Raw genomic sequence first — 14,939 nt, forward strand, 5'->3', positions numbered from 1 at the left:
ATCCACCATAATGATAGTTGCTTGATCGTCGTCCAGTTCACGAACGATACAAGGCATCGTTTCCATACCTGCTAGTTCGCTCGCTTTCTTGCGCCGGTGTCCGGCTACCATTTCATAGCCGCCGTCCGCCTTTGGACGCACCAGGCCGGGAACAAGAACGCCGTATTGCTTCACGCTGTCCGCCATTTCCAGCATCGCTTCATCTGCTTTCACCTTGAATGGATGACCGGGAAAATCGCTAATTTCCGACAAAGGGATTTCCATCACCTTTTCCCGCTGCTCATCGGCGCGGCTCTCTTCGGTGGAGAACAAATCAGCGACTGTGGTCAGTTTGATGCTGGCGAGCCTGTCGTCTCTCGTTGCCAATGCCTTGCACCTCCTTCGTAAATGCGGCATACGCCTCCGCAGCTTTCCCATCCGGGTCATGGGCATAAATGCTTTTTCCCTTGGCGCTCGTTTCCGCCGCGCGAATGGATAAAGGGATTTCAGTGTTGAACACGCGCAGCTTGTCCCCGTAATCGCGCCGAAGAACGAGCGCAATATCTTTAGCGAAATTCGTGCGACTGTCCACCATCGTGAGCAGCACACCGTCCAAAACCAACTTCGGATTGATCTGCCTGCGTACGCGGGCAATCGTCTGCAACAGTTGCGTCATTCCCTTGGCCGGCAAATAATGCGCCTGAACGGGGATAATGACGCTGTCCGCTGCCGCCAGCGCATTGATGGTCAACATACCCAAACTTGGCATACAATCGATCAGAACGTAATCGTAGTCAGCTTTAACCGAATCGATGTACGAACGCAAGATCGTTTCTCTGCTCATCGTATTGACAAGCGATACCTCGACAGCGGACAGTTCGATATTGCCCGGCATCAGGTCAACACCTTCACTGTGATGCAAAATTCCTTCCTGTGTTTCATAGGATTCCTCCAGCATCGTTTTGACCAGCAACGTGGCTAACGATACCGACAGACTATCCGGTTCATGGAACCCTAACGAGTCCGTCAGGTTACCTTGCGCGTCCGCATCGACCAGCAAAACCTTTTTCCCATCGGCAGCCAAACCGATTCCCAGATTAACTGCCGTTGTCGTTTTGCCCACGCCGCCTTTCTGATTGGCGAGGGCGATTACCTTCGTCATCCAGCATTTCTCCTTTCACGCAAAAAGCCGATTGCGCTGAATAACAGTGCAACCGGCTTTTTGAATAGTATCTATTATAAAAAGAGAACACCGCAATAATGGCGTTCTCTTGAATATTTCTATATCACAGTGGCTTCATTTTCAAATTTCTGGCGGGCTTATTCTATCGAATTCAACATGTCTACACACCCGACGTCCAAATCCAGGTCCAAAACGACGGAAACCTCAATTTTGTCTTTGAGCACCTTATTTTTGAAGTCGCTGCCGTCTGCCGTGAAAGTCATAAAACGCGCAAAGTGTTGAAAATAAAGGATTTCTACGTATTGATTCGTTGCATTCCTATTACGCACTCCACATGCACTGTATGCGGAAACATATCCACCGGCTGTACCTCCACTGTGCGATAGCCCCCATCCTCCAACACGCGCAAATCCCTCGCTAATGTCGAAGGATTGCACGACACATACACCACGCGCTCCGGCCGCATCTCGAGGATCGTCTCCAGCAGCGCGGCGTCGCAGCCCTTGCGCGGCGGGTCGACGACGATAACGTCGGGCGCGATGCCCTGCTGGCGCCAGGCCGGGATGACGACCTCGGCCGCGCCGGTCTCGAACTGAACGTTGCGGATGCCGTTCAGCGCCGCATTGGCGCGGGCATCGTCGATCGCTTCGCCGACGATCTCGACGCCGTACACGTTCCTCGCCCGCTGCGCGAGGAACAAAGAGATCGTGCCGATGCCGCAATAGGCATCGATCACGACTTCTTCGCCCGTCAGCGCGGCGAAGTCCAGAGCCTTCCGGTACAAGACCTCCGTCTGTACCGGGTTCACTTGATAGAACGATCGCGCGGAGATCGCGAATCGAATGTCGCCGATCGTGTCGTAGATCACGTCGCGGCCCCACAGCACGAGCGTCCGGTCGCCGAAGATGACGTTCGTCTGCTGCGTGTTCACGTTCTGGCAGATGCTCGTCACGCCCGGAACAGCTTCGCGAATGAGCCCCACCAGCTCGTCGCGGTGCGGGATCGACTCGCCGTTGGTAATCAGCACGACCATGATCTCGCCGGTGTTGAAACCGTAGCGGGCCACGACGTGCCGCAGCATCCCGCGGCCCGTTTCCTCATTATAGGCGCGGATGCCGAGCTCGCCCGCCACTCTTTTCACCGCGCGCACCACGTCGTCATTCTGCTCGTGCTGGATAAGACAGGCCTCCATGTCGATAATCCGGTGGCTGCCCTGCGCATAGAAGCCCGCGATCAGGCCGCCCTCCATGTCCGGCCCGCCATGGCCGATCGGCACCTGCGCCTTGTTGCGGTAGCGCCAAGGGTCGTCCATGCCGATGGTCGGATGCACGAGAATGCCTTCGCCCGCAGCGTCCCCCGGCCCGGCCACAGCCAGCTTCCCGATCCGCTCCAGGTTATCGGCTACGAGCTGCCGCTTCCAGCGAAGCTGAGCTTCGTAGCTCATGTGCTGCAGCTGGCAGCCGCCGCACTGCTTGTAAATCGGGCACGGCGCGTCAACACGGTCCGCGCTCGGCTCCAGAATGTCCAGCAGCTTGGCGTAGCCATACTGCTTCTTCAGCTTAACTACCTTGACCCGCACCTTCTCGCCCGGCAGCGCGCCTTGAACAAAAAGGGTAAAGCCGTTCACACGGCCTACCCCTTCTCCGTCATGCCCTAAGCCGACAATCTCGGCAATATAGTCCTCATTCTTCGTTACCGGCAGATCGCGCAGCACGGCTGCGGCTGGGGTTGGGGACGATTGCCGGTTCGAAAACGGTTGTTCCCGCCGGTCCGTTCTGCTGCCTGCCTGCGCACCCTTACCGCCGCGGCGGTTATTCTTGCTCTTCATCATGTTCGTTCTCTTCTCCGGCTTTAGTTTTCCAAGGTAATTTCAGGTGCAGCGGGTTCGTATTCTTATACGTCGTCTGGCCCGTCTCATCCACGAAGATGCGCAGGTGCTGCGACAGGTTCGTGAACATACAAGGCAGCGTCCCGCCGAACTCCCCGTCCAGGTTCAGTTGGACATAGTCCGGAGAGGTGACTTGGATTTGATTCGTCTGCAAATAAATGATGTTCGGATCGCTCAGATGTTCGCCGCGCAGCGCCAAGGACACGACGCGGATAAATTCGGCCAGATTGCATTTCTTCAAGATCAGCACGTCGAACAAACCGTCGCTCAGCGACGCGTCCGGCGCGAGCCGCTCGAAGCCGCCGACGGAATTGCTGTTCGAGATAAGGAACAGCATGACTTCCTCGTGGAGCTCGACCTCGGGCGTACGGATGTACAGCTCGATCGGACGCAGCCGGGGCAGTTTCTCGAGGCCCTTCATATAATAGGCCATCTGGCCGATCATCGTTTTCAGCTTGCTGGGCACCTCATAAGTCAGCTCGGTCATCGACCCGCCGCCTGCAATGTTAATAAAGTAACGCTGGTTGACCTTGCCGACATCGATGATGCGCGTATGCTGCTGCAGGATCACGTCGACCGCGCCTTCCCAGTGGCGGGGAATGTTCAGCGCCCGGGCAAAATCGTTCGTCGTCCCCAGCGGCAAAATGCCAAGCGGCGGCCGGTTCTCCTTCTCGGCCATCCCGTTGATGACCTCGTTCAACGTGCCGTCCCCGCCGGCGGCGATGATAATATCAAAACCGCGTGCGACGGCATCGGCCGCCGCCAGCGTCGCATCGCCTTCGCCGATCGTGGCGTGCGTGCTCGTCTCCAGACCGCCGCGCTCCAAGCGCTGCAGCACGTCCGGCAGCCGCCTCTTCATCTCCTCCCGACCGGAGGAGGGGTTATAGATTAACCTAGCGCGTTTGACCCGTTCCGTCATCTCTCTCACCCGTTCGCTTCATAATTCATGCATCTCGTTCCCGTCCAGCACGCGGGCGATCTGCCGCTCCATCCAGCGCGAAATGCCCGCATGGGGCAGCAGCGCCTGACCGTTGTACCGGTACGTGTATCCTTCCAATCGCTCGGGAATGACTTGTCCCGTAAAATATCCTTCGCTCAGGAACAGCGGCGCGACCAGCACCTGACAATCGGGCCTGCGCCTGCGCCAATCGTTCATCTTCCACTTAATTTGATCGGGCAGCAGCATCGCCCCGTCCGCTTCCGCGAACCCGCCGAGCGCCTTCACCCGCGCAGCAAGCCGCTCCAGGCCGCGCCGCCAGGCGAGATGGAAGCCCTTCTCTGCGCTGCCGTGTCCGACGAGCAGCACGATCTCGCGTTCCGGGCGCTCCGACAACGGCCGCAGCTTGCCGTACACGATCTCCGCGATAATCGGATCGTCGTCAATCGGCGGCGTGCAGTGCACCCGGGCCCGAATCGCAAACGGTTCCATGTCCGTCGGGAGCTGCGGCTCCTTTTTCAAACCCAGGGCATACGTGATCTCGTCAATATGCGTGCTCCCCGAGGAGACGAACAGCGGGATCACGATCATATCCGTAACGCCAAGCGCCTCCAGCTCCGTAATGCCGTCCTGAATAAGCCGTCCCTCCACAATCTCCAAGTAGGACGAGTAGATCGGGACCCCCGCCGGCACGCGCACCGCACGGACTGCTTCATCGACGAGCCGTACCCATTCCTCGCTTCGGGAACCGTGGCTTATGACCAATATCCCGTATTTTACCACACCGTATGCCTCCTCTCCAAAACCGCATCCGACGCTCGCTGGAAGAACCCCTCGAACACGAAAAATCCCGCTCAGCCTCCGGGCCGAGAAGGATTCGCATGTTGCGTTAATCATGCCGGGTGAGAGCCTGGCAAGAGCGGGACAACGACTTGTCCGGGACCGTTAGCGGCCCAGGCGTTCCAGCGTCATTTTGTACCCGTCGTTGCCATAGTTCAAGCAGCGCTTCACCCGCGAGATCGTCGCCGTGCTGGCGCCGGTTTCCGCTTCGATCTGGTTGTACGTGTTGCCCTTCCGCAGCATCCGCGCCACTTCGAGCCGCTGAGACAGCGACTGAATCTCGTTCACCGTGCACAAATCGTCGAAGAACACATAGCATTCCTCTATATCCTTCAGCGTCAAAATCGCTTCAAACAGCTGGTCAATCGCTTTATCATTCAGCTTCTTTAATTGCATGGTCGTTCAACCCCTCGATAGACTATCTTACCTATCATACTTCGAATCGGCATCGTTTTACAATCTATACAAGCAGTATTCGACGCCAGAGCCCTAAATCCTTCCTTTATGTTTGTAAAACGTTACTCTTTTTATGCGGTAGCGGACTAAATCGCTTCACTAGGCCAAAATCTAAAACAACGTGACAAGCGCCCATACCATCCATTCGCCTATCACATACAGTATACAAGGAAACCGATGTTGGATGAAAGTCAGGCCGCAGCACTTCTGCGAGAATTTAAATAAAAGGAATGAAAAATGATGAATTCTACAAAACAAATAATCGGCAACCGAGGGATCCATCCGCAAGCTACTGCGCACCAGGCAGCTTCAAGAACGAATCGGCCTCCGTATGCGCAGACGCGGTCTTACAACCAAGGCGTCTACCCGGGGCCGAGCTCCTACACGGATTTCCCCGGTATGGCGGGTACCCAGCTGCCTGCAGAGTCTACGATGTTCGCGCAGCCTCCCGTGACAACGGGCACAGGCGGCGAAGGAGGCGGACTCACTACGCTGTTCGGCGGCGGGTCCGGCGGTAGTGCCGGCGGCGCAAGCAGCGGCGGCGGATTTAACTTGCAGCAGGTCAGCAAGATTCTCGACCGCCTGGGCGGCATCGAGGGGATCGTGGACACCTTCAGCAAAATGCAGAAGATGGTCCAAAGCTTCCAGCAATTCGCGCCCTTGATCAAGGTGCTCCTCGGCTCGTTCGGCAAGGGCAAAGCCAAAGACGACGAGAAGACGAAGCCCCGTCGTCGCAGACGCCGCAGGCGCAGAAGCTCCAGACGCAATCGGCGGATTCGGCGGTAAGCGGCGCGAACGAGAGCGGCGGCGGCGCTGCCGTACGCTTCCCAGCAAGCGTGTGTCCCGCGCGATTAGCGTTGCAAACCGCGAAGACCGGTCCCCTGAGGCTTGAAGCCGCAGGGGACCGGCCTTTGGCGTTGTCGCAGCCGGCGGCCTGAGCGATCGGACAAGCCCCGAAAGGTAGGCGGTCCTATTTTCCGTTTTTTAATTGACACGAGTGTCAACCAATGATATATTTTTAACTGACATGAATGTCAATTAAAAATAATTCGAATTCGGAGGTGCCGGAGCATGTCCCCGCGCTCGTCGGAACAAAACGAAAAAATAAGAGAAGAACGCATCCAGCAAATCATCGATGCGGCGATTGCCGTATATTTGGAAAAAGGCGTACGGGGCACGGAAATGGGTGATATCGCCAAGCGCGCCAATATGGCCCGCGGACTCGTGTACTATTATTTCAAAGACAAGATGGACTTATTTCGCTTCGTGTTCACCCGTCTCATCGAAGAGGCGAAAACGTACATCAGCAGCACGCTGCTGTCCGACGAAGAGGTGATCTCCAAGCTGAGAACGTACGCCCGCTTTTATCTGAGATCAAGTCAGCTGAAGCCGCACATGGTACAGTTCTACCGCAACATACCGGCCGATATCCCGTTCGTGTTCGGCGATAAGGGGGAAGCGGTCTTGAAGGAATATGTGGACAATGCGACCGGACCTCTCCATCGCGTGCTGGAGCAGGGCATCCGGGAAGGGAAGCTGAAGCCGCTCGATCCGAGGCTGATCTCTGCCGTATATTGGGGCGGTCTGATGGGCGGGATGAACGCTATGTCCAGTGGTCAAGTACCGGAGGAACAAGCGGAGCGCATGATGGACGACGTGATTGACATTCTGTTGGATGGCATCGTAAACAAGAAAGGATGACGTGCAATGGCTATGAACGATAAAAGATTGAGCTGGGTGATGGGCGCCCTGCTGCTAAGCCTGTTTCTCTCTTCGCTGGACCAGACGATCGTTTCGACGGCGCTGCCGACAATCGTTGAGAAGCTGGGCGGCTTTGAGCAAATTTCTTGGGTTTTCACGGTTTATATGCTGACCTCTACGGCGATCATGCCGATTGTCGGCAAGCTGTCGGATATGTATGGACGCAAGCGGTTTTATGCCGCCGGTCTGCTGACGTTTATTATAGGGTCGGCGCTGTGCGGGCTGGCGCAGGACATGACGCAGTTGATCGTATTTCGCGGGATTCAAGGGCTGGGAGCCGGCTGCATGATGCCGATCACGTTCACCCTGCTGTTTACGCTGATGCCGCCGGAGCGCGCCGGACGGTTTCAAGCGATGTTCATGGGCGTATTCGCGCTGTCCTCGATCGTCGGGCCGAGCGTCGGGGCGTTCATTACCACCTGGATGAGCTGGCGCTGGAACTTCTATATTAATCTGCCGCTCGGGCTGATCGCGCTCTTCATTCTAATGGGAGCGCTGGTTGAATCGAAGGACACAACCCGCAAGCCGAAGGTCGATTATGCCGGCGCCTGGTGGCTGGTGTTCACGACGGTCCTCACGCTGCTGGCGCTCAAAATGGGCGGCGTCGACTACCCCTGGGCCTCCTGGCCGATCCTCGGCCTGCTTGCCGCTGGGGCGTGCGGACTCGCGCTGTTCCTGTACACCGAGACAAAAGCGGAGGAGCCGATCGTCCCGTTCGAGCTGTTCCGCAACCGGACGATCGCCGGCTCAAGCCTCGCAACCTTCCTGCAAGGCATGATCATGTTCGGCTCCCTGCTGTACGTGCCGATCTTCATCCAAGGCGGTCTTGGCGGCGACGTCGGCGATGCCGGCAACGCGCTGACGCCGATGATGTTCTCCGTCATGATCGGCATGGCGATCAGCGGTTTTCTGATGCGGTTCTTAAGCTGGCGGATGAGCACGCTCCTGTCGATGCTGCTCGCCGGGAGCGGCGCGTACATCATCACCCTGCTGCCGCTGGACGTCAACCAATGGGCGCTGCGCGCCGACATGCTGCTGCTGGGGATCGGCATCGGCTTCCTGATGCCAATCTCGCAGATGGCGATCATGACGAATGCCCCTGCCCGTTATCAAGGCGTCGCTTCTTCGACGGTCACCTTCTTCCGCTCCGTGGGCGGGGTGTTCGGTTCGGCCATTATGGCTGCGATCGTGAACCGGCATATGACGTCGACGATCGAACGGGAAGGGGCGACGCTCGGCATTCCGCCGGAGAAGTTGGAGGCGTTCACGAACCCGCAGGTGCTGCTGCACGCCGAAGGCCAAGTGCCGGAGGCGGTGATGACCATGCTGAAGCATGCGCTTGGCGATGCGGTTCATGTCGGCTTCTGGCTGCTGGTCGGGGCCTCGCTGCTCGGCTTGATCGTCTCGCTGTTCATGGGCGGAGCCCGGTTCGATCTGGAGAAGCACAAGCAGATCCAGGCGGCTAAGCAGACACAAGAAGCGCCCTCGGCCGGTTAGAGGCTGTGCGGGTTGCGGCACCAAGACCGGTCAGCGTAATGGATAGGAGCAATCCGGTCAGCGGATGGTGAGGTGACGCCATAGGCAGGTGAGCGAGTTATTGCGAGGCCTTCCCGTGCGCAGATGAAAGCGGAGTAATCGCGAATACTGGTACATTTTGCACAAATCCCCATCAACATGCTATGATTAGGTTAGTTTGAGACATCGAGTTAATTACTAACCTTTTTTAAGAGACCAAGAATAAAGGATGTGGAGTATTCATGCTGTTTACTTCTTACCCCCTTAGGAACCTTACGCTGAAAAACCGGATTGTCATGTCGCCGATGTGCATGTATGCATGCGCCGATGAGTCGGGCCGTGTGAACGACTGGCATCGAATCCACTACCCGTCGCGCGCCGTCGGGCAGGTCGGTCTGATCATCGTGGAAGCGACAGCCGTCACGGCGCAAGGGCGCATCTCCGCGAACGACCTTGGGATCTGGAGCGATGAGCATGTTGCCGGGCTGCGGGAGCTCACGTCGCTCGTTCACGGTCAAGGCACGCATATCGGCATCCAGATCGCTCATGCCGGACGCAAGGCTACGGTAGACGGCCCGATCTTGGCTCCGTCGGCGATTGCATTCGACGAGAAGAGCCGGACGCCGGAAGCTATGACGCTCGAGCAGATCGAAGAAACGATCGCTGCCTTTGGCGCCGCCGCCCGCCGGGCGAAGGAAGCCGGCTTCGACGTGGTGGAGATCCATGCTGCGCACGGGTATTTGATCAATGAGTTCTTGTCGCCGCTGACGAACAAGCGCGATGACGCTTATGGCGGCGATCGCGCCCGCAACTTCCGATTCTTGAGCGAGGTTGTCCGGGCGGTCCAAGCGGAGTGGGACGGTCCGTTGTTCGTGCGCATCTCCGCTAGCGACTACCATCCGGAAGGCATGACGCCTTCTGATTACGTCGAGTACGCACGCCTGTTGAAGGAACAAGGCGTCGATTTGATCGACGTCAGCTCCGGCGCTCTCGTGCCGGTTCCGCCGAAGGTCTACCCCGGCTACCAGGTGCCGTTCTCGGAGCAGCTACGGCGCGAAGCGGGCATTGCGACCGGCGCGGTCGGCTTGATAACCGAGGCCGAGCAGGCGGAGGAAATTTTGCAGAGCGGCCGCGCGGACTTGATATTCCTCGGTCGCGCGCTGCTGCGCGACCCGTACTGGCCGCGTACGGCGGCGAAGCGCCTGGGCGTACAGCTGGAGCCGCCCAAGTCGTATACACGCGCCTGGTAAGAGCGGGCACCTGCGTGAAGACAGAGAGAGCCGTTCGGGATACATCCCGGACGGCTTTTTGTGATATCGCCGAATCATGGACGGAACTCAGGCACTTAGCATATTCGCTGCTTTCGCCGATCCCCTTGCCCGCCAGCATACAAATAGGCCAACCAGAAGTTTCCGGCTGACCTAGAGATACGAAAAAGCCTGTGTATCCCGTCCTCTATTCCCGAGAGGGGCGAATACACAGGCCTTCGGCTATTAGCAGAGCTCGGTGTAGGTGCGCATATGCAGCGGTTGAGCGCCGTCTTCGCCCAAGCCTGCCCCACCTGACTCGGCAGCCCGGTTGTTGCCGGAACACGACGGATCGTCGCACTGGCTGTAATAGAAAGTTACTTTACGCGTCTCCTGCGTGCCGATAAGCTGCCCGCAGTGCTTGCACAGAATCGTTCCGAGATGCCCTTGCCCGGCCTCACTGACCTTCGCTGCAGCGTCTACCTTCAAACCACCGCTTCTTTCCATGTTTCATCGCTCTCCCTCGGAATGGAATTCGATACGGTTTGCGCCAAATCCATGACGCGGTTAGCATAGCCCCACTCGTTGTCATACCAAGCCAGCACCTTCAACTGATCGCCCGCCGCTGCCACCGAAGGTCCGTCGATCACAGCCGACTTGTCGCAGCCGATATAGTCGGCCGACACAAGCGGCTCGTCAACGTAGCCCAGATAAGGCGCCATCACCCCTTGCGAAGCGGCAAGCAGCGCAGCCTGGGCCTCCGCCGTATCGACCTGACGCTTCAACTGCATGGTCAAGTCGACGAGCGACACGTCCGGCGTCGGTACCCGTATAGAGATACCGTTTACATATGGCGCCAAGTGCGGCAGTACGTCGATCAGCGCCTTCCCTGCGCCGGTGCTCGTCGGAATGATCGACTGTGTGCACGCTCGTGCTCTGCGGAGATCCTTATGCGGATTATCCATATGATTCTGATCGCCGGTAAATGCATGTACGGTCGTCATCCAAGCGCTCTTCACGCCGAAGCTCTGATCGATGACATGCAGAACCGGCGCGACGCAGTTGGTTGTGCAGGACGCCGCCGAAATCAAATGATGCTGCTGCGGAACATAGCGGTCGTCATTGACACCCATGACGACGGTGAGATCCATTCTTTTGCCCGGTGCGGTGATGATCACTTTGCGGGCTCCCGCCTGCAAATGCTTGGAAGCGCCCTCACGGTCATTAAACTTGCCGGTCGCATCGACAGCCAGCTCGACGCCAAGCTCCTTCCACGGAATGGCCACCGGGTCCCGCTCGTACACGATGCGGATCCTTGCTCCGTTAATTACCAGGTCCCCTCCGTCGACGCGGATGTCCGCCTTCCACGTGCCGTGGACCGTATCGTATTTCAACAAATGCGCGATCGTCTCCGCCGGGTACACCGAATTAACCGCTCGAACACCCAGCCCCCGCTTATCTGACTCAAAAGCATGCCGCACCAACAACCTGCCGATACGTCCCATCCCGCTTATCCCTATGGAACCTGCCTGATCTGCCATCGAGGTATACCTCCCGCGCTTGATATCGTGTGTATTATTTATAATTAATGTATAACATATATTTAAATAGTATGCAACATTTAAATCATTTCTTGTATTCTGATGCTTCATAAATGAGAAAAGTGCACAAAAAAACCTTCCCCTTTCAAAAGCTCCGATGCGGGGGAAGGTCGATTTCCCGAATGCATCCGAAGCTTAACAGGTGAAGGCAGCTCTTGTTAGGATATGACGTCTTACTCTCAGCACGTCGGAAGCGTAATGATAAACTTCGTCCCTTTTCCCTTCGTGCTGCTTACTTCAATTCTGCCGTTCATCGCCTTGGCGACGCTGAAGGCGACCATCGTGCCGAGTCCGGTTCCCTTGGTTTTCGTTGTATAATACGGCGTGCCCAGCCGTTCCACTTCCTCCGTCGACATCCCGGCTCCGCTATCGATGATGCAGATGCGCGCTTTCTTGCTGTCGCACACAGCTTTGACCTCAAGCGTTCCGCCACCCGGCATCGCCTCGATTCCATTCTTGAGCAGATTGATCAGGCATTGGCGGAACTTATGTTTATCGCCCAGCACGAATCCTTCTCCGTCGCCGGACACTTTGATTTCAACCTTGCCGAGCAGCGCGTAGGGCTCCAGCACGCTGATCACGTAAGCAAGCTCGTCGGCGACCCGCAGCCGGGAGACCATTTCCGCTTCGGGCTTCGCATAGGCGAGATAGTCGGTTATGATGTGCTGTGCACGATCCATCTCTTCAAGCGTAAGCCGCAAATACCGGGCATCCTGCTCGTTGTCCTTATGGCGCTCCAGCAGCAGCTGCAAGAAACCGCGGGACACCGTCAACGGATTGCGCACCTCATGAGAAACACTCGCGGCAAGCTCGCCGATCACTTGAAGCCTCTGAATTTGCATCATCTCATTGCGCATAAGCATATTTTTGCGCATCGCCTCGATAAATCCGGCAATCATGCCCGAGCTCAAAGCCTGAATCGATAAACCAAGCAGTACGTACCCGGTCAGGGGATCGTGCACCTCTTCCGGAGTGTTCATGTAAAATCCGTAAAGCGACACCATGACGGACAACGTGGAGAGCAGAACGACGACGGAAATTTTCATTTTTGGAGAATAAGTACGGAACCGGATGATGCCGATTTGAATGATCAGCGCCGTAACTGCATTGATGAGCAGCGTATACGGCGATGGATCGTGAATAAGCAAGATATCAAGCAGCAGCATGAATCCGGCAAGCCAAGCCGATATACGATGCCCTCCATACAGCGAGGCGATGATAAACGGTGTCAGGTGCAAATCAAACTGATGACCGGCCGTCAGCCCGATCGGGAACAACATGCACAATCCGATTGAAAGCAATCCCATCAGCGTATAACTGAGGTTGGGCAATTTATGTCTGCGCCGCTCCCCCCAGAATACATCATACAAAAAAATCGGAAATAAGATAAAAAAAAGATTGCTCAGCAGGCTGGTCAGCATGAACGACATGCGCTCCTTCACGCAGAAATCTGGAAGTTGGATTCTACCCTTAGCAGTTCGACGTTCTGAAAATAGTTCCTGCTAATCGCGCATTTTTTTGGCATTATTACAAAAAAATCCGGCATCTTCTCTGCAACTGCAGATCAGAGCCGGATTTCGCCTGCTCAGGCTTCGTGCGTAACGCCGCACGCGGTTTAGACGCTAGCCTTTCGCTTTAATCGTCTCAAGCGGTTTATGGTTGCCGTATGTCGGATACTCGCGAGTCGTCGGAGCTGCCCAATAAGCGGCGTTGCGAATAACCCGGCGAATTTGCTCATTATAATAGGTTGGGTACGCTTCATGACCGGGACGGAAATAGAAGATCTTTCCTTGGCCCCGATGGAACGTGCAGCCGCTGCGGAACACTTCTCCGCCTTCGAACCAGCTGACCATGACAAGCTCGTCCGGAGCAGGGATATCGAAGTGCTCGCCGTACATTTCTTCTTCCGGGAGCTCGATGTATTCGCCGATTCCTTCGACGATCGGATGGTTAGGCGCTACGACCCAGATGCGTTCCTTCTCGTCCGCTTCGCGCCACTTCAGATCGCAGCCGGTTCCCATGAGCCTCTTGAACACCTTCGAGAAATGCCCCGAATGCAGCACGATCAAGCCCATGCCCTGCAGCACCCGTTGCTGCACGCGGTCAACAATTGCGTCCTGCACCTGGTCATGCGCTTTATGTCCCCACCAGATCAGCACGTCGGTGCTGTTCAGTCGCTCCTCGGACAGACCGTGCTCCGGATCGTCGAGCGTGGCGTAGGCGACTTCCACGTCGGCGCCGAGTCCTTCGCCAATGGCCGTATGTATGCCTTGCGGATATACCGAGCGAATACGTTCACTTTCTTTCTCATGCCGAAATTCGTTCCAAACGGTGACGCGTAATTTTTGACCCATCGTCCCATTCCCTCCACATCTTGTGTTCGTGTTACTCTCAGTATAGTGATTCAAACGGGGAAAAGATATGCTTAATCCTGCTTCATCTATATGCAATACTGCTCTCCTCTATCGATTCGTGATATACTGGTTAGGGAAGTGACTACGATGAAAGCTGGTCGTATATATGCAAAAGCGTTCTTCGGAAGCGAGGTCGGTTACGCTGTGAAACCTTTAATGCCGGTGCAGTCCGATGTCATGATCGAGGATGTCGTGTATCAAAATCCGCTGCTTTTTCTGAAAATATGGGAAATCCGCTCCGATAAGAGCGAAGATGGTACGAGCGGCTCTCCCGATCCGTGTCTGTGGCATTATCATAAAGAGGTCGAGTTTCTGGCGATCGTGGACGGCATGCTCGGCGTGCAGACGAAGCATGACTATGTTGCGCTTGGCCCCGGCGATGTGATGGTGCTGGGTTCCTCGCAATTGCACCGCACCCATAAGGCAGCCGTCGGGGAATTAAAATATGTCGTGTTTCAGGTGGATTTGACGCAGCATTTTGACCAGAGCACGCTGCCTTATTTAAGCTCGTTCTCCGAGCTGACAGAGCCTTTGAGTAAACTGAACTACATCTTCGCCGAAAATGCCGCTGCCCGGGCGCAGGCTCACGCGCTGGTTATGAACATCTATACGGAGGCGCTGCAGCGCACGCGCGGATACGAACTCGCCGTCAGCTCGGCCATCAAGCAGCTGCTGCTGCTGTTGATCCGCTCGGACGAGCGGGGCGTGCTGGGCGGCGTGCAGGACGCTGACCTGCTGCGCTTGCGCCCGGCGTTGGATTATGTCGACCGCCACCTGAGCGAGAAGATCGCGGTGGAGGACGTATGTGCCGTGCTGCACTTGAGCTACCACTACTTCATCAAGCTGTTCAAAAAGGTGATCGGCCTGTCGTTCATCGACTACGTGAACTACAAGCGCGTTAAAACCGCCGAGCGTCTGCTCCTGACGCAGGACCTCAGCGTCACCGAGGTCGGCGAGCGAGTCGGCATTCCGAACATGGCGCAGTTTTACAAGCTGTTCAAGCGCCACAACGCGTGCTCGCCGAAGACGTTCAAACAGCGCATGCAGAGCGGCGGCGGTCCGGCTTCCCGCGAAGCGGCAGCCGGGGCTGACTGAGCCCACACTGCGCCGCATGGGCG

Annotated in this window: 15 protein-coding genes; 5 read left to right on the forward strand and 10 right to left on the reverse strand. The window is 56.7% G+C overall.

Features of this window, described 5'->3' with window-relative positions; translation table 11 throughout:
* From JMF85_RS00840 to JMF85_RS00865, 6 genes are all read right to left on the reverse strand, one after another.
* On the reverse strand, positions 1 to 366 hold a 366-nt coding region (locus JMF85_RS00840), incomplete at its 3' end, for a ParB N-terminal domain-containing protein (protein ID WP_483874214.1).
* Entirely contained in the window at positions 314 to 1,141 is an 828-nt protein-coding gene (locus tag JMF85_RS00845; protein WP_127609407.1) for a ParA family protein, read from the reverse strand. The genes JMF85_RS00840 and JMF85_RS00845, both read right to left, overlap by 53 nt.
* 316 nt (positions 1,142 to 1,457) lie before the next feature.
* Positions 1,458 to 2,993, reverse strand: a complete 1,536-nt coding sequence (rlmD, locus tag JMF85_RS00850; protein WP_201317590.1) for a 23S rRNA (uracil(1939)-C(5))-methyltransferase RlmD — start codon at positions 2,991 to 2,993, stop codon at positions 1,458 to 1,460.
* Complete coding sequence (locus tag JMF85_RS00855; RefSeq protein ID WP_054795897.1) at positions 2,974 to 3,969, reverse strand: diacylglycerol kinase; 996 nt, start codon at positions 3,967 to 3,969, stop codon at positions 2,974 to 2,976. The genes rlmD and JMF85_RS00855 overlap by 20 nt, the downstream gene beginning before the upstream one ends.
* Positions 3,970 to 3,987: 18 nt before the next feature.
* A complete protein-coding gene (locus tag JMF85_RS00860; RefSeq protein ID WP_236595694.1) occupies positions 3,988 to 4,770 on the reverse strand; it encodes a sirohydrochlorin chelatase in 783 nt (260 codons plus the stop codon).
* A 162-nt stretch (positions 4,771 to 4,932) separates the two neighbouring features.
* The gene (locus JMF85_RS00865; protein ID WP_010494821.1) at positions 4,933 to 5,223 is read right to left on the reverse strand and encodes a YerC/YecD family TrpR-related protein; all 291 of its coding nucleotides are present in this window, start codon (positions 5,221 to 5,223) and stop codon (positions 4,933 to 4,935) included.
* A gap of 300 nt (positions 5,224 to 5,523) precedes the next feature.
* Between JMF85_RS00865 and JMF85_RS00870 the strand changes: the two genes are divergently transcribed.
* From JMF85_RS00870 to namA, 4 genes are all read left to right on the forward strand, one after another.
* Positions 5,524 to 6,069, forward strand: coding sequence for a hypothetical protein (locus JMF85_RS00870; RefSeq protein WP_155615493.1), 546 nt, complete (start codon positions 5,524 to 5,526; stop codon positions 6,067 to 6,069).
* Positions 6,070 to 6,354: 285 nt separating this feature from the next.
* On the forward strand, positions 6,355 to 6,984 hold the full coding sequence (locus JMF85_RS00875; protein WP_127608543.1) for a TetR/AcrR family transcriptional regulator: 630 nt from the start codon (positions 6,355 to 6,357) through the stop codon (positions 6,982 to 6,984).
* Between the two features lie 6 nt (positions 6,985 to 6,990).
* Positions 6,991 to 8,541 (forward strand): MDR family MFS transporter, encoded by a 1,551-nt coding sequence (locus JMF85_RS00880; protein ID WP_201317591.1) that lies wholly within the window; start codon positions 6,991 to 6,993, stop codon positions 8,539 to 8,541.
* A 260-nt stretch (positions 8,542 to 8,801) separates the two neighbouring features.
* Positions 8,802 to 9,809 (forward strand): NADPH dehydrogenase NamA, encoded by a 1,008-nt coding sequence (namA, locus tag JMF85_RS00885; protein ID WP_201317592.1) that lies wholly within the window; start codon positions 8,802 to 8,804, stop codon positions 9,807 to 9,809.
* Positions 9,810 to 10,052: 243 nt separating this feature from the next.
* On the opposite strand, the gene JMF85_RS00890 is transcribed toward namA, so the two are convergent.
* From JMF85_RS00890 to JMF85_RS00905, 4 genes are all read right to left on the reverse strand, one after another.
* Positions 10,053 to 10,313, reverse strand: a complete 261-nt coding sequence (locus JMF85_RS00890) for a GapA-binding peptide SR1P (RefSeq protein ID WP_201317593.1) — start codon at positions 10,311 to 10,313, stop codon at positions 10,053 to 10,055.
* A complete protein-coding gene (gene gap / locus JMF85_RS00895; RefSeq protein WP_127608546.1) occupies positions 10,292 to 11,347 on the reverse strand; it encodes a type I glyceraldehyde-3-phosphate dehydrogenase in 1,056 nt (351 codons plus the stop codon). Before gap ends, JMF85_RS00890 begins: the two co-directional genes overlap by 22 nt.
* Before the next feature lie 239 nt (positions 11,348 to 11,586).
* Positions 11,587 to 12,828: a sensor histidine kinase gene (locus tag JMF85_RS00900; RefSeq protein ID WP_201317594.1), complete on the reverse strand. Its 1,242-nt coding sequence runs from the start codon at positions 12,826 to 12,828 to the stop codon at positions 11,587 to 11,589.
* Between the two features lie 201 nt (positions 12,829 to 13,029).
* The gene (locus tag JMF85_RS00905; protein ID WP_054795887.1) at positions 13,030 to 13,761 is read right to left on the reverse strand and encodes a ThuA domain-containing protein; all 732 of its coding nucleotides are present in this window, start codon (positions 13,759 to 13,761) and stop codon (positions 13,030 to 13,032) included.
* 216 nt (positions 13,762 to 13,977) lie between these two features.
* Between JMF85_RS00905 and JMF85_RS00910 the strand changes: the two genes are divergently transcribed.
* Positions 13,978 to 14,916, forward strand: coding sequence for a helix-turn-helix domain-containing protein (locus tag JMF85_RS00910; protein ID WP_054795941.1), 939 nt, complete (start codon positions 13,978 to 13,980; stop codon positions 14,914 to 14,916).
* Positions 14,917 to 14,939: the final 23 nt, after the last annotated feature.

Source organism: Paenibacillus sp. EPM92, assembly GCF_016586185.1.
Taxonomy (GTDB): domain Bacteria; phylum Bacillota; class Bacilli; order Paenibacillales; family NBRC-103111; genus Paenibacillus_G; species Paenibacillus_G validus.

Coding starts and splice junctions, on each gene's coding strand:
- JMF85_RS00855 (WP_054795897.1), bottom strand. CDS start 3,969: ATGACGGAACGGGTCAAACGCGCTAGGTTAATCTATAACCCCTCCTCC.
- JMF85_RS00870 (WP_155615493.1), top strand. CDS start 5,524: ATGAATTCTACAAAACAAATAATCGGCAACCGAGGGATCCATCCGCAA.
- namA (WP_201317592.1), top strand. CDS start 8,802: ATGCTGTTTACTTCTTACCCCCTTAGGAACCTTACGCTGAAAAACCGG.
- JMF85_RS00900 (WP_201317594.1), bottom strand. CDS start 12,828: ATGCTGACCAGCCTGCTGAGCAATCTTTTTTTTATCTTATTTCCGATT.
- JMF85_RS00890 (WP_201317593.1), bottom strand. CDS start 10,313: ATGGAAAGAAGCGGTGGTTTGAAGGTAGACGCTGCAGCGAAGGTCAGT.
- JMF85_RS00845 (WP_127609407.1), bottom strand. CDS start 1,141: ATGACGAAGGTAATCGCCCTCGCCAATCAGAAAGGCGGCGTGGGCAAA.
- JMF85_RS00880 (WP_201317591.1), top strand. CDS start 6,991: ATGGCTATGAACGATAAAAGATTGAGCTGGGTGATGGGCGCCCTGCTG.
- JMF85_RS00910 (WP_054795941.1), top strand. CDS start 13,978: ATGCCGGTGCAGTCCGATGTCATGATCGAGGATGTCGTGTATCAAAAT.
- JMF85_RS00865 (WP_010494821.1), bottom strand. CDS start 5,223: ATGCAATTAAAGAAGCTGAATGATAAAGCGATTGACCAGCTGTTTGAA.
- JMF85_RS00905 (WP_054795887.1), bottom strand. CDS start 13,761: ATGGGTCAAAAATTACGCGTCACCGTTTGGAACGAATTTCGGCATGAG.
- gap (WP_127608546.1), bottom strand. CDS start 11,347: ATGGCAGATCAGGCAGGTTCCATAGGGATAAGCGGGATGGGACGTATC.
- rlmD (WP_201317590.1), bottom strand. CDS start 2,993: ATGATGAAGAGCAAGAATAACCGCCGCGGCGGTAAGGGTGCGCAGGCA.
- JMF85_RS00875 (WP_127608543.1), top strand. CDS start 6,355: ATGTCCCCGCGCTCGTCGGAACAAAACGAAAAAATAAGAGAAGAACGC.